Here is a 14783-nt window from a genome sequence, read left to right as displayed (position 1 = left end):
CTGCCGCCCTGCAACAGGCCGCAGGGGATGGCGCCGGCGCTGCGTGCTTCGGCGGCCGTCATGATCCAGGCGCGGTAGCAATATTCGCCGATGGCATCGAGCCTGTCGCCCGGCTGCAGATCCTTCTTGGCCACGGCACAGACTTCGGCGACGGGTTTGGCCAGCGGCACCATGTCGGCCTTGCCGTAGAGCACGACACGGGCGCAGGTCAGCGGCACCTCGAGCGATGTCAGGTGATAGGGGCGGTGGAAGGTGAAATACGGGCCCTTGCCCATCTTCAGGTCTTCCATCCGCTCCGAAATGCGCGGATGCGACATGTCGGCGACAACGAAGACGCCCGGCGCCACGCCCTTGCCGATCGAATAGTCGACAACACCGACCTTCGACAGCACCCCGCCATCCTTTTCCGGGATCAAGGTCTTCGACAGCTGGTCGAGCGTCGCCGCCGGACCGTGCATGCCCGGCTTGTCCGGCACCAGCCCGGTGGCATTGGCGATTGCCGCCATCTCCACCATGGTCTTCGAGCCGTCGACGAATTCCACCAGCATGCGCACATTCATGTGGCGGCGCCGGGCTTCCTCCTCATAATCGTCCGGAATGGCGTCGATGTTGAGCGGATTGTTCTTGCCCTTGCCGGCGGCAACGATCGGATGGCCCATGGCCGAGACGAATTCGATCAGCTCCATGCACGAGGAGGGCTCATCGCCCGCCCCCAGCGAATAGGTGACGCCGAGCCGGTCGGCCTCGCTCTTGAGGTACGCGCCGATGGTCACGTCCGCCTCGACATTCATCATCACGAGATGCTTGCCATGCTCCATGGCCCGAAGGCCGATCTCGGCCCCGACCGCCGGCACGCCGGTCGCATCGATGACCACATCGATCAGGTCATTTTCGAGGATGAGGTTGGCATCATCGGTGACGGCGATCCTGCCGGCCTCCATCGCTGCGGTGAGCGAAGAGGCATTCGACACTTCCCGGGAATGCCCTTCCTCCTGATAGGCAATGTCGACCGCCTTCAGCGCACCCTGCAGGTTGAGTTCGGAAATCGCCCCGATCTCGATGCCGGGCATATGCGCCACCCGGGTGACGATGTCCGTCCCCATCTCGCCCGAACCGATCAGCCCGATGCGGATCGGACGGCCCGTCTGCGCCCGTGCCTGCATGTCCCGCGCCAATCCCGTCAATGCAACATTCGTAGCCATGATGCCCTCCAGTCTGTATCAGACGGGCATAGGACGGGAAATGGAGATTGGCAAGTTAGACATTATGGAAACGGAATTCGGTGCGCTGGCGGTAGATCTCGCCCGGACGCAGAACCGTATTGGGAAAATGCGGCTGGTTCGGGCTGTCCGGGAAGTGCTGGGCTTCAAGACAGAGGCCGCTGTGCGGACCATAGCGCCTGCCGCCAAGCCCGACGAGGGACGGGATCATCGCCCCATCATAGAATTGAAGGCCGGGCTCATTCGTATGCACGTGCATCGCGAGGCCATTGCTTGCCACCAGCGAGGCGGCAAAATGTATGCCATCGCTGATTGGCTCGTTGAGGACGAAATTGTGATCATAGGGCATCGATCCGCTGGTTCCGATTCGTCGCGGCAAGCGGAAATCATAGGGCGTGGCACCAACCGGAGTGATCTCGCCAGTCGGGATCAGATTGTCATCAACCGGGGTATAAGCATCGGCAAGGATCCGCAGGCGATGATCGCGAATATCGCTTGACCCATCAAGATTGAAATAACTGTGCTGAGCAAAATTGACGATCGTCGCTGCATCGGTCACTGCGTGGATTTCAACGCCGAGCGTCGTGTCACCGACAAACCCATATGTGCAGCGAACATTCATATTGCCTGGAAAGCCCTGGTCGCCATCTGCGAGATGGAGGGCAAGGGTAACCTGAGACTGGGTCCATTTCGCGATGGTCCACAGACGTTGCGAAACGCCGCGGCTGCCGCCATGCAATGTCTGTCCACCCTCGTTCAGATCGAGTTGAGTGATTTTGCCATCCAGCATGAAACGTCCGTTGGCGATCCGGTTGGCGTAGCGACCGACAAGGGCGCCAAAGAACGGGGACAGGGCAGGGTAGGGATCAAACGTATCAAATCCCAGCACCACACTCTGGCGGCCGCCGTCCTTTAACGGGATTTGCAGATCCCTGATGACCGCACCCCAACTCAAGACATTGGCAATCGCGCCTGCGGGCGAGCGGATCGTTGCCTGGAATACCGGTTCACCCTCGAACGTCCCGAAATCATCTGGGTCAGCAGCTTCGCGCAAATCAATAATCCCTTGCAGCAGTGCCGCGCGACGACAGCTTCGCCTGCAGGATCACGACGACAAGCAAAAAGAGACCGCGGATAACCGATTGCCAATAGGCGGAAAGCGAAATCCAGCCTTTTCCGTTTTCAAAGTTCAACACGTTGAAGAGGATGCCGAGAAGCAATACACCAGCAAGGGTTGCGCCCACGGAGCCGACGCCGCCGGTAAGCAGTGTCCCGCCAACAACGACCGCCGCAATAGCGAACAGCTCCCAGCCGACACCCTCGATTGGCTGTCCCGCACCAAATTGTGACGCGAGGATGACGCCGGCAAGTCCGGCAAGTCCGCCGCTGGCGAGATAGACCACCAATTTTATGCGGTCAGCGGGGAGACCCATCAGCCTTGTCGCGTCTTCATTGCCGCCAACTGCGAGGACGCCGCGTCCCGTGCTGGTAAAGTTAAGCACGACCCAGCCGATGACATAGGCCACAATCGCAATCCACGCCGGAATGGGAAAGCCGAGAAAATTATCCTGACCAATCGAGGTGAAGCCGCTTTCGTACGAGACGGAAACTGACTGGTTAGCGGCGAGTAGCAGAGCCGTACCACTTGCCGCCAACATCATCGCCAATGTCGCCACGAACGGCATGATCTTCATGCGAGTTACCAGGGTGGCATTGATAAGGCCGACGCACAGCCCGGCACCGACGCCGGCGCCAAGCCCGATCCATGCCCCGTATGGACTGGCAAGTGCCGCAACGACACTGCCGAGCGCGGCGGTCGAGCCCACTGACAGGTCGATGCCGCCAGTCATGATAACAAAGCACATGCCGAGCGCCACCAGCGCAAACATCGAGTTGTAGCGAAGCACGCTGGTGACGTTGAAAAAACCGAGAAAATAATCGTAGCGCGCCCAGCCGAAAAGGATGAGGAGCAATAGTGCCAACACCACACCATAACTGCCCAACAAGGATATTAATCGGGGCCTTGTCATGTGCGTCGACCCTGTTGCTGGATCCAAACGGCGAGCACGATAATCCCTGCCTTGACCACAAGTGCGGCCGCATCCGGCACGCCATTGGCGAGCAATGTGTAACGAACCAGCTGGATGGTCATGGCCCCGAGAAGTGTGCCGACGATTGTCGCCTTGCCTCCGCTGAGCAGTGTGCCACCGACGGCAACCGCCGCGATCGCGTCGAGTTCCATCCCCATGCCAACGAGGTTGGCGTCACTGGAAGAATTTATGGCGATCACGACAAGTCCCGCAAGACCGGCGCACAGACCGCTAATCGTGTAGACAACAAGCTTTACTTTGGAAACGGCAATGCCGGAGAGTTCAGCCGCTCGCTCATTGCCACCGATGGCTATGATCTGGCGGCCAAAAACCGTTCGCTTCAGCACCCAGGCGGCGGCGATGACCAGCAGGGCCATGAGCACAACCTGGATGGGAATGCCGAACACGCGGCCAAGACCGATCCACTGGAATTGCGGAACGCGGAAAGTCTGGAGATTGCCATTCGTCAACACCTGGGCGATACCGCGTCCGGCAATGAACAGAACCAGGGTGGCGACGATTGGCTGGATGCGGAATATCGCGATCAGCCAACCATTGAAGAGCCCGAATGAGCCGGCAACGCCAATGGAAATGACCATGGCGGCAACCACTGCCAGATAGACATTTTCGATCGGAATGATCTTGCCAAGGAAGATCATCGGCGCCAAAGCGCCGGAGATCGCCATCAGTGATCCGACCGAGAGATCAATGCCGCCTGTGGCGATCACCAATGTCATGCCGACGGCGACGATTACGATGGTGCAGACTTGCGTAAGATTCACATTCAAAGTCTGCGTCGTAGCGAAGTTGCGGGTGAAGGCAAGATTGAACAGGATGAGGAGGACAAGTGCAATCAGCGTGCCGTAGCGCGCCATGAAATCAAAGGGAGCTATCGGTCTCAATAAGCGCTGTTGCCGCGTGATGTCGGTCACGATACCACTCCCTCGATATGGGGTGCATTGCCATGGGCCATAGCAGACATCAATGCGTCTTCGGTGGCCTGATCACGATCGAACTCGGCCACGCTGATACCTTCGCGCAGCACGAAGACACGGTCGGCGCCCTCGATCACCTCTTCCAATTCGGACGAGATCATCAACACCGCAAGCCCTTGGTCAGCGAGCGCCTTGATCAGGGATTGTATCTCGCCCTTGGCGCCAACGTCGATGCCGCGGGTTGGTTCGTCGAGTATGAGCAGGCGCGGGCTCATGGCCAGCCAGCGACCGAGCAACACTTTCTGCTGGTTGCCACCGGAAAGCTCGCGCACCTTCTGGTCCGGCCCCGAACATTTGATGCCGAGCTGTTTGATGAAGCGTTCGACAATGTCGCGCTGTGCCTTCTCGTCGATGATGCCAGATTTGCTGAGCTTCGGCATCAGCGCCAGCATCATGTTTTCCGCAACGCTCATCTCGGGAACGATGCCCTCGCTTTTACGGTCTTCCGTACAGAACCCTATGCCTGCTGCAATGGCATCTGAAGGCTTGTGCGGCTCGAACTCTCTCCCGTCAAAATGCATGGTGCCTGCACGCGGGCGGTCGATCCCAAAGACCAGCCTGGCTGTTTCGGTACGTCCGGCACCGAGCAGGCCGGCAAACCCGGCGATCTCGCCGCTTCGCACGCTGAACGATACGTCCTGCACTGTCTGATTGACAGCGAGATTTGCAGCCGACAGCAGCACTTTGCCGATCTTCTTTTCGTCGCGATCGCTGAAGGCAGTGGCATGGCCCTCGGCTCGATCAATGGCACGTCCCAGCATCGAAGAGACAAGACCGATTTTGTCGATCTCATTCATGGAAGCGGTCTTAACAGTCCTTCCGTCGCGCATGATGGTGACACGGTCGCAAATTTCGTAAAGTTCATCGAGCTTATGGCTGACGAAGACCACCGAAACACCGTCCTTTTTCAGCTGCCGAACGACATCGAAGAGAACTGTAACTTCCCGCTCATCGAGCGAAGACGTTGGCTCGTCCATGATAACGAGCTTCGCAGAAAAGCCGATGGCGCGCGCAATTGCCACCATTTGCTGCGTGGCGGTGTTGAATTCCATCAGGGGCCGGCGCACATCAACGCGCACGTTGAAGCGCTGGAGCAGCATTTCTGCTTCCCTATGCATTCGCCTCCAGTCGAGCAAGCCAAAGCGACGGGCTTCGCGACCGAGGCAGATGTTCTCTGTGACGGAACGGTATGGAACGAGATTGATTTCCTGGTAAATCGTGCTGATGCCGCTGGCCTGGGCCTGCTGGGGCGAGAAGACTTCGAAAGGCTTGCCATCAAATTCCACCTCACCGCCGTCCCGTCGGTGATAGCCGGTCAGCACCTTGATCAGCGTTGATTTACCGGCACCATTTTGACCGATCAATGCGTGAACTTCACCGCGTCCGATCGCGAAGAACGCACCGGACAGCGCAGGAATTCCTGCAAAGCGCTTGTCGATCCCCGTCATCGATAAAAGGTTATCGGTGTTCATTGCAAAGCCATTTCTGAACGCATCGGAAAACCTTCGACGCTGCAGCTGCAAACGCCGAAGGAAAAGCCAGCGCCCTATAAGAGCGCTGGCATCGTCACAAAATCAATAGGCGGTGCCCAGCAGATCCTTTGCGTTGCTGGCATCGTAGAACTGATCGGGGTTAATGAGCTTGGCTGGAATCTTGTCGCCATTAGCGTAAGCGACAGCCGTATCGAAGGCCTTCGGACCGAAGCGCGGATTGCATTCGACAACCGCGGCAATCTTGCCGTCGACAACACCCTGTACCGCTTCCTTGCCACCGTCGATCGACAAAACGAGGATGTCCTTGCCCGGCACTTTGCCGGCTGCCTCAATGGCAGAAATCGCGCCGATGGCCATCTCGTCATTATGGGCATAGACGACGTTGGCGTCGGGATGGGCCTGGAGCAATGTCTCGGCAACCTGACGCCCCTTGTCGCGGGCGAAATCGCCGGTCTGCGAGGCGACTATCTTGAACTCCGGATGCTTGGCTATCACATCGTCAAAGCCCTTCTTGCGATCATTGGCGGGCGACGAACCCGTCGTCCCTTCAAGTTCGATGATTGTGGTCTTGCCATTGGCGTTCTTGACCAACCAATCGGCGACACGTTGGCCTTCTTCAATAAAGTTCGACCCGATGAACGTCACGTAGTCTTCACCTGCTTTGGCAAGGGAAGCGTCAACATTGCGGTCAAGCAGAATGACCGGAATGCCGGCATTTTTGGCGGCTTTAATCGCGGGAATGAGCGGTTTTTCCTCTCTGGGTGCCAGGAAGATCAGATCAACACCCTGGGCGATCATCGAATTGACGTCGGCCACCTGCTTGGCAGCGGAACTCGCCGCATCCGTATAAACGAGCTGCCAGCCACGCTTCTTGGCTTCCGCCTGCATGCTCGCGGTCTGGGCGAGGCGCCATGGATTGTTGCTTTCGGTCTGGGCAAAGCCGACCTTGTAGGTGTCTTTCTTTTTAAGGGGCGGTGCATCCGCGAATGCGTTGCTGGCAACTATGGCGGCTGCCAGCCCAACGGCCGATGTGAACAGCAGAGTCCGACGGGTGATAGTCATAGAAAATTTCCTCCCAGAAATTAGCTCGTGGTGATCCCACTGCAGCGATCATCGCTGCTTATAAAAATTAGTCAATAATTATTTATATTGATTAGTCCTGCAATCTGCTCGTACTATCGGTCAACTCGGTTTGATTCAGATGAGCCGGCAGACGGCGCGAGGTATAATTGCACATGAGCGATACAGTGGAAGACAAGCCCACTGGGAAATCAAAGACAGCTCGTATTGCACCCCGGCGCAAGCGCATCAGCAAGCGCGTGACCATGACCGATATTGCGCGCGCTGCCGGGTGTTCGCAGGCAACAGTCTCGTTCGTTCTTAACAAGACGCCCGGTATCAAGCTTGCGACCGAGACGCGCGAACGAGTGATCGAAGCGGCACGGTCACTTGGTTATGCCGCTCCAAGCTTTGCCCATCTTGATCCGTCCGATGCGTTGGCGCCCACAATCGATGGCAAGATCGGTTTTGTTGTCGATCAACTTGCCACTAGCCCGGAAGCCGTCGTTGCGATTGAGGGCGCGCGCCAGGCTTCCTGGAATGCAGGCAATATCATTCTCGTTGCACAAACGCTCAACGACCCGGAGATGGAGCCCCGCACCATTAGGGCGCTGCGCGAACAGGGGATTTCGGCGCTGATATATATGGCGATCTTCACGCGCGAAGTCGTCCTTCCTGCCTTGGTCTACGAGCTGGACGTCCCTGTCGTCTTGCTCAATTGTTACACGGCTGACCATGCCTTTCCTGCGGTCGTCCCGAGCGAGATCGCGGGGGGCCAACACTCGACCCGGCATTTGATCCAGCATGGTCATCGCCGCATTGGGACCATCACGGGCGAGCCCTGGATGGAGGCCGCGAAAGACCGGCTGAAAGGCTACCGCCGCGCGCTGGCGACTGCGGATATTCCCTTCGATCCAGAACTGGTGATCGAAGGCGACTGGTCAGCGAGCGCCGGATACGCGGCAACCAGGGAATTACTGGCTTTGAAAGACCGCCCTACCGCCATTTTCTGCCAGAACGATCGTACCGCAATTGGCTGCTATGAGGCCCTGAAGGAAGCTGGCATGCGCATTCCAGAAGATATTTCCGTCATAGGTTACGATGACGAAGAAATCTCTCGCCATCTTCATCCGCAGCTTACGACCTCGGTTCTGCCGCATCGGGCGATGGGCCGCTGGGCAATCGAGCAACTCGATACGTTTGTTCGCACGCCCGCAGCGCGCTATCCGATTACGAAGCTTGAATGTCCTCTGGTTGAGCGCCTTTCTGTTGCGCAATGCCTGGAGCCTGTTTCATTCGCCATCTAGCTGGCAGGTTTCGCCTTGGCATAATCACCACGATCGATGCCATGACGCTGCAGCTTGTCGTAGAAGGTCTTGCGCGGGATGCCGAGTGCTTCAATGGTGGAACGCACATCGCCGCGGTTTGCGTTCAAGGCATCGCGAATGAGCTTGGCCTCGTGCTGCTCCATCGCTTCAGGCAGGCTTGTTGTTTTTGCCGGCTGACTGATTTGTGCGCTTCCCAGGTCACCTAGACCCAGCGCCACCCGTTCGGCGAAATGTGAAAGTTCACGGACATTGCCGGGCCAATCGTGATCCATCAGGCGTGTTTGCAATGCGACCGTGATCTGCGGCGGTTCGATCTTGAACCGGGCAGCAGCACGCTGCAGAAAATGCGTAAACAGCAGAAGAATGTCGTCTTTGCGCTCGCGTAAGGGCGGTATGGAAACGGTGACGACATTCAGCCGGTAGAATAAATCCTCACGGAAGTTGCCGCGCTGTTCCGGGCTACCGAGATCGACCTTTGCCGCCGCGACCACGCGCAGATCAACCGGGCGGTGCTCATTTGTACCAAGGGGGGTGATCTCCCGGGTTTCGAGGACGCGCAGCAGTTTGACCTGGGTCGACAGCGGCATGCTTTCGATCTCATCGAGAAACAGCGTGCCGCCACTGGCATGTTCAATGCGGCCCACTCGCTTCTTCAGCGCACCGGTGTAGGCTCCCGCTTCATGACCGAAGAGCTCACTTTCAATAACCGTTTCTGGCAATGCCCCGCAATTAAGGGCAACGAAATTGCCCGTTCTGCGCCGGCTCCATTCATGAAGTAGTCCCGCCGCCACATCCTTTCCGGTGCCGGTTTCACCGGCAATCAGCACATCAACGTCAGCATTGGCCACATGGCGCAACGTCTTGCGCAGATTCTGCATGGCCGGGGTCTGGCCGATAAGCGGCAGGTTTTCATCCGACGATTCCAGCTCGAGCCGCAAGCGCCGGTTTTCTATGACCAGCCGTCGCTTTTCGATCCCTCGCGCGATGCTATGGACAAGGCGGTCCGCGGGGTAGGGTTTAGCAATAAAATCATAGGCGCCTTCCTGCATGGCTTGGACGGCCATATCGATATCGCCATGCCCGGTAATCAGTAAGACTGGCAGGTCTGGATCCAGCGTTCGCAAGCGGCGAAACAATTCCAGACCGTCGATATGCGGCATGCGTATGTCGGTCACAACCACACCGTCAAAATCCAATGTCAAATATCGAAGTGCGCTCATCGCATCCGCGAAGGGCAAGACATTAAATCCGGCAAGCTCCAGCGTTTGCCGGTTGGCATTGCGTAGATCATCATCATCATCGACAAAGGCTACGTTCGGCGGCAAATCCATCAATTGACCCTCGGTAGATGGACGGTGAATTTTGTTCCCGCAGCGCTGCTGTCAACCTCGATGCGTCCACCATATTCCGCGACAATGTCGTGGCAGATGACGAGGCCAAGCCCAAGCCCGCGGTCCTTGGATGTATTGAACGGAGTAAAAAGCGCTTGCATGATCGCTTCGGGAATGCCAGGGCCATTGTCGCAAACGATCAGCTCAACTTCATTGTCTGTTATTGCACAACGCACGCTGATCTTGCTCGCCGGACCGCCCTCGGTCGCTTCCAGGGCATTCTGCATGAGATTGATGAGCACCTGTTCAAGCCGGATACGATTTCCGTGAACCTTGATGTCGGCTGGCGGCGCCTGCGTGATGATTTGACCTGCCCTTTGGCGGAATCGACTGCCGAGCAGAAGCATTGCCCCTTCGATCACGTCGCTCACGCTGATCGGACCCGCGTCGCTGGTGCCTTTGCGAGAGAAGGTACGCAGTTCTTCGGTAATGCTGCCAATACGCTCGGTCAATCCGGCGATCGCCTTTAGATTGTCCTTTACGGGTTCAACCTGGTTACGGCCAAGGAACATTCCAGCATTGTCGGCGTAGGACCGAATGGCGGCCACCGGCTGATTGATTTCGTGGGCGACGCCGGCGGTGACCTGCCCGAGAATGGCAAGGCGGTTGGCTTGCACCAATTCCTGTTGCACCGTCTGCAGTTTTGTCTCGGTTTTCTGCCGTTCCTCCGCCTGCATGACAAGTTCCGCATGAGCGGTGCTGAGGTCTGCCGTACGTTCGGCGACACGGCGCTCAAGCTCGAACCGTGCCGCTTCCTGTTCGCGGGCCCGGCGCTGTGCCAATCCGCGGCGGCGGAGCAAAAAGGCGGCAAGGCCCAGGATCGGCGCAAGAACCGTCAATGCGAGTAACTGTGCGCTTCGCGTTGCTTCGGCCACGACCGGTGCTGCCGGGGTCAGCAACTGCAAGGTCCAGCTCGTGGTGGGGACTGACGCCTGCACGCGTACGAATTCTTCACTTTTCGTCGCGCCGGGCAATCGAGCCTGAACGATATCGGGCTGGCTGTGCGGCCGGGCAGGATTGATGCTGAGCGGTTCAAGCGGCGCATCGCCAAATTGCAGGCTTTCGCGGATCGGCCCCATCTGGTCGGCGGGAATGGAGCCCTCCGTCATGAACCGCCATTCGGGGACACTGGTGACGAGCACAATTCCGCGCTGATCGACGACGAGAGACGGATCGCTGTTGCGGCGCCAGTCAGCTTCGAGCTCATCAAATTCGAGCTTGACGACGATGACACCCAGCAAACCCAATGGGCCGTCAATACGCTTTGATATGTAAAGGCCGGGGCGCTTGCTGACGGTACCTAGCGCGTAATGTTCAGCCTCTCCGGCAATGACCGCGCGGGTGTAATAGGGACGGAAGCTATAATTGGTGCCAACGAAGCTTGTCGGTTCACGCCAGTTGCTGGAGGCAAGTGCCACGCCATCGGCGTCCAGAAGGTAAATGACCGCGGATCGCGTTCCCGGAATCAAGCTTTCGAGCTTGCGATTGACAAGTTGCAGCATGCTGCCGCTGCGCGAGGAAAGCGCACTGATGACGTCACGATCCTGCGAAAGAACGAAGGGCAATGAGCGCTGCTTTTCGAGCACGGTTCGCAAGAGGACGGCGTTAAGTTCGGCCGTGCCCTGTGCACGCGCCTGCAGCGCCTCGTATGCACGCCTGCGGCCGTAATCGCGCGCAACAACAAGGGCGGCCAACATCACGATTACCGCAATCAATCCCCAAGCGACTTTCGCGAAGAGACCCTTCCTTGCATGACGATCGACCGTCAATCCTAATGTCGTCGCAGCGTTTTCCATTTCTGCATTGTGCAGAAACCCGCACAAATCACAAGACATGTGTGCGAAACTTCGCACATAACTTAAGTGGAATTGATGGTCTTATTTAAAAGTTTCCTTTGATTTCAAGTACTTCGTCAATTTCTGCAAACTGGCACGCTACTTGCAAAACATTTAGCAGGGGCCGGTCTATCCGCCCTTTAACGGAGCCCGGGAGGCTGACAGGCGATTCTGCCAGACGCGGCTCACATCATGGAGGAAGTCATGAGTCCTGTGACAATAAACACAGCGCCGCAGCCGCGCGGCAAAACACCCATTTACGCCCACCTCTATTTTCAGGTGATCGTTGCCATCACCATCGGTATCCTGCTTGGCCACTTCTATCCTGATATCGGTACCAGCATGAAGCCACTTGGCGATGCTTTCATCAAACTCGTCAAGATGATCATCGCACCGGTTATTTTCCTGACCGTGTCGACAGGCATCGCTGGAATGAGCGATCTTAAAAAGGTCGGCCGTGTCGCAGGCAAGGCGATGATCTACTTCCTGATCTTCTCGACGCTCGCTTTGATCGTCGGCTTGATCGTCGCCAATGTCGTCCAGCCCGGCGCGGGCATGAATATCGATCCCGCTTCACTCGATCCGAAAGCGGTTGCGACATATACACAGCAGGCGCATGAGCAGAGTATCGTTGGCTTCCTGACCAATATCATTCCGACAACAATCGTCGGTGCCTTTGCTTCCGGCGATATTCTGCAGGTACTGTTCTTCTCGGTGCTGTTCGGGCTTTCACTCGCCATGGTCGGCGAGAAGGCGGAACCAGTCACCAATTTCCTGCAGACGCTTGCCGCTCCGGTGTTCAAGCTCGTTGCGATCCTGATGAAAGCCGCCCCGATCGGCGCCTTTGGCGCGATGGCTTTCACCATTGGTAAGTACGGCATCGGCTCAGTGGCCAATCTGATCATGCTAATTGGCACATTCTATCTGACTTCCCTGCTTTTCGTACTGGTCGTACTCGGTGCGGTCGCCTGGTATAATGGCTTCTCTATCCTGGCCTTGATCCGCTACATCAAGGAAGAGTTGCTGCTGGTACTTGGCACAAGCTCGTCCGAAGCCGCGCTGCCAACACTCATGGCCAAAATGGAAAAGGCGGGCTGCAAGAAATCGGTGGTTGGTCTGGTTATCCCGACCGGCTACTCGTTCAATCTTGACGGTACCAATATCTACATGACCTTGGCTGCGCTGTTCATTGCCCAGGCAACGAATACGCCGCTAACCTTGACGGATCAGGTGTTACTCCTGCTAGTGGCGATGCTCAGTTCAAAGGGTGCCGCGGGCATTACCGGTGCGGGCTTCATCACGCTGGCAGCTACATTGTCTGTCGTTCCTGCGGTTCCGGTCGCCGGCATGGCACTGATCCTTGGTATCGACCGTTTCATGTCGGAATGCCGGGCCCTTACCAATCTGGTCGGCAATGCGGTAGCAACGATTGTTGTCGCCCGCTGGGAAGGTGAACTCGACAAGAACAAGTTGGCGCAGGCGCTGAACGGAGATTTCGCCGACGAAGATGCCTTGGCTCTCGCCAGCTGAAGTGATGCAAACTGTTGTGAAAAGGCGGACCCTTGCGGTCCGCCATTTTATGTGCCCTGCACGTTTTCGCGCCAGCTTTTCGCATAGGCGTCAAAGGCCTCGCCTAACGGCACCACCTCACCCGCCGCGGGCTTGAGGGAACATGCGGCTCCAGCGAGCAGCGCGGCACCAAGACTTGTCCCCGTAGAACCGGGTAGGGCGATCACCTCGCGTCCGCTCAAGGATAGCAGTGCTGACAGGTAAATGCGGTTGCGGGAAAACGGACCCTCTAGGATCGTCGGGCCGGATGCACCAATCAGTTCAAGGCAAGTGTTTGTCATCAGGGCCGTGTAGAGCGATGCTGCGACATTTATCTCGGCGGCAGAGCGTGACTGGTTATTCAACAAGATTGCTTCATGTGCAGGGTAGGGGCCAGACCCCTCAACCACACTAGGAAGGACCATAAACTGGTCGCCAACGACTTGGTTCAAGGTCTGTGCATCCGCCTCCACCGCGTTGCCATTGGTCAAAAGATCAAATTCACGCCCGCCCATGAACCGCGCTGATGGCACCGCCTTGCCGTAGGCGTCGACATTGGCGAGCGTGTCGCGCGCCGGATCGAGCTGGTCGAGCCGGCCGCCGACGGCAAAGGACACAACCCAGGTGCCTGTCGACACAACCGAAAATGGCGACGTGCGGCTGGTCAGATGCGGCAAGAGCGAGGCATTGGAATCGTGAATGCCGCAATAGACAGGAACCGTCCTTTGCAGGCCAAGCTGTCTCGCCAGCGGTTGGCGTAGCTCACCAATACAGTCGAAAGCCGAACGGATCGGTGCCATCAACGGGCGCAATTCGAGCGTATCGACAAGACTGGAGTAATCGCCTTTTTGTGGATTCCAAAGATCAGTGTGGCAACCGAGTGACGTGACCTCGTTCACTGCAATTCTGGTCAGTCGCCATACCCAATACTGCGCATAGGTGACGATGGTCCTGACTGCGGAAAATTCCGCCGGGAACTGCGTCTTCTGATAATGGATCTGCGCTCCAACATTGAGACCGCCGGAGAGAAATGGCGAACGGGTCTCGGCAAAATCTGGCCGCTGCGCCGCATAGGCCGTGCGCACGTTATCTGGATATTGATGCTCATAGTCGATCACCGGCATGGCCAGATCATTTTCGCCCAGCAACACGGCTGCCGCACCATGTGCTGTTACCGAAATCGCGTCGAAGCCGGGGGAGGTGGCAAAACTGGTAAGTGCTTCGACAAAGAACGCCCACAGCGTTTCAATATCATAATGCGGATAAAGTCCATCCCGGACCACACGGTTCGAGGTGCTACGCGCGGCGATCTCCACGCCCGTCGCGGCATCGACAACGACAAGCTTCGCATTCGTCTTGCCGACATCGATGACGGCTATGCGGCGATGATCACTCATGCCGGTCAGGCCATGTGAAACAGGCAAACGAGATCGTTCTGAACCGGTGAATTGTCCGGATTGGTAAGCATGATATCCGCCATTTGTGCCCACCATTTCTTCATTAAAGGATGCTCCGGGAGCCCCTGCATGGCGTGATTGGCCGGGCGAGTCAGCACGCCAAAAAGCGTGTTGGTCGAGCGATCGAGATGGATCGAATAGTCGCTCACTCCCGCTTCGTGCAAAAGATCGACGAGATCCGGCCATATCGCATCGTGCCGGCGCTGATATTCTGCCTCCATGCCAGGATTGAGCGTCATCGTGAACGCATATTTTTCCATAGCACTCATGCGTGTTTCCTGTGTCTGAACTGCCGCATAATGATTGGCAGCGTGATGGTGGTGATCAAGAGCAGGCCAATGAAGATCGACATGACGATACCCGGCAC

The 14783-nt window shown here is 57.4% G+C and carries 12 protein-coding genes; 2 read left to right on the top strand and 10 right to left on the bottom strand.

Going from position 1 to position 14783, the window contains the following annotated elements:
- The 6 genes from AAAC48_RS13195 to AAAC48_RS13170 all read right to left on the bottom strand — a co-directional run.
- On the bottom strand, positions 1-1202 hold a 1202-nt coding region (locus tag AAAC48_RS13195), incomplete at its 3' end, for an NAD(P)H-dependent oxidoreductase (protein WP_340654610.1).
- 55 nt (positions 1203-1257) lie between these two features.
- Positions 1258-2274 carry an aldose epimerase family protein gene (locus tag AAAC48_RS13190; protein ID WP_340654609.1) on the bottom strand — a complete coding sequence of 339 codons (1017 nt, stop codon included), beginning with the start codon at positions 2272-2274 and terminating at the stop codon, positions 1258-1260.
- 1 nt (position 2275) lies between these two features.
- Positions 2276-3250 carry an ABC transporter permease gene (locus AAAC48_RS13185; protein ID WP_340654608.1) on the bottom strand — a complete coding sequence of 325 codons (975 nt, stop codon included), beginning with the start codon at positions 3248-3250 and terminating at the stop codon, positions 2276-2278.
- Positions 3247-4185: an ABC transporter permease gene (locus AAAC48_RS13180; RefSeq protein ID WP_340654612.1), complete on the bottom strand. Its 939-nt coding sequence runs from the start codon at positions 4183-4185 to the stop codon at positions 3247-3249. The genes AAAC48_RS13185 and AAAC48_RS13180 overlap by 4 nt, the downstream gene beginning before the upstream one ends.
- Before the next feature lie 53 nt (positions 4186-4238).
- On the bottom strand, positions 4239-5777 hold the full coding sequence (locus AAAC48_RS13175; RefSeq protein ID WP_340654607.1) for a sugar ABC transporter ATP-binding protein: 1539 nt from the start codon (positions 5775-5777) through the stop codon (positions 4239-4241).
- 102 nt (positions 5778-5879) lie between these two features.
- The gene (locus AAAC48_RS13170) at positions 5880-6860 is read right to left on the bottom strand and encodes an ABC transporter substrate-binding protein (RefSeq protein WP_340654606.1); all 981 of its coding nucleotides are present in this window, start codon (positions 6858-6860) and stop codon (positions 5880-5882) included.
- Between the two features lie 173 nt (positions 6861-7033).
- Here AAAC48_RS13170 and AAAC48_RS13165 point away from each other — a divergent pair, with 173 nt between their 5' ends.
- Positions 7034-8164, top strand: coding sequence for a LacI family DNA-binding transcriptional regulator (locus AAAC48_RS13165; protein ID WP_340654605.1), 1131 nt, complete (start codon positions 7034-7036; stop codon positions 8162-8164).
- Here the strand turns inward: AAAC48_RS13165 and AAAC48_RS13160 are convergent.
- Together AAAC48_RS13160 and AAAC48_RS13155 are read right to left on the bottom strand one after the other, a co-directional pair.
- Positions 8161-9516 carry a sigma-54 dependent transcriptional regulator gene (locus tag AAAC48_RS13160; protein WP_340654604.1) on the bottom strand — a complete coding sequence of 452 codons (1356 nt, stop codon included), beginning with the start codon at positions 9514-9516 and terminating at the stop codon, positions 8161-8163. The genes AAAC48_RS13165 and AAAC48_RS13160 overlap by 4 nt on opposite strands.
- Positions 9516-11372 (bottom strand): ATP-binding protein, encoded by a 1857-nt coding sequence (locus AAAC48_RS13155; RefSeq protein ID WP_340654603.1) that lies wholly within the window; start codon positions 11370-11372, stop codon positions 9516-9518. The genes AAAC48_RS13160 and AAAC48_RS13155 overlap by 1 nt, the downstream gene beginning before the upstream one ends.
- A gap of 243 nt (positions 11373-11615) precedes the next feature.
- On the opposite strand from AAAC48_RS13155, the gene AAAC48_RS13150 reads away from it, so the two are divergent.
- Positions 11616-12941 (top strand): dicarboxylate/amino acid:cation symporter, encoded by a 1326-nt coding sequence (locus AAAC48_RS13150; protein WP_340654602.1) that lies wholly within the window; start codon positions 11616-11618, stop codon positions 12939-12941.
- Between the two features lie 47 nt (positions 12942-12988).
- Here the strand turns inward: AAAC48_RS13150 and AAAC48_RS13145 are convergent, their stop codons facing one another.
- Both AAAC48_RS13145 and rhaM read right to left on the bottom strand, forming a co-directional pair.
- On the bottom strand, positions 12989-14356 hold the full coding sequence (locus AAAC48_RS13145) for an FGGY-family carbohydrate kinase (RefSeq protein ID WP_340654601.1): 1368 nt from the start codon (positions 14354-14356) through the stop codon (positions 12989-12991).
- Between the two features lie 5 nt (positions 14357-14361).
- Positions 14362-14676 carry an L-rhamnose mutarotase gene (gene rhaM, locus AAAC48_RS13140; RefSeq protein WP_340654611.1) on the bottom strand — a complete coding sequence of 105 codons (315 nt, stop codon included), beginning with the start codon at positions 14674-14676 and terminating at the stop codon, positions 14362-14364.
- Positions 14677-14783 lie beyond the last annotated feature (107 nt).

Origin of the sequence: Phyllobacterium sp. (genome assembly GCF_037994405.1) — a bacterium.
Lineage (GTDB): Bacteria > Pseudomonadota > Alphaproteobacteria > Rhizobiales > Rhizobiaceae > Phyllobacterium.
Note: the sequence above shows the minus strand (reverse complement) of the source record. Positions and strands in the feature narration are given on the sequence as shown.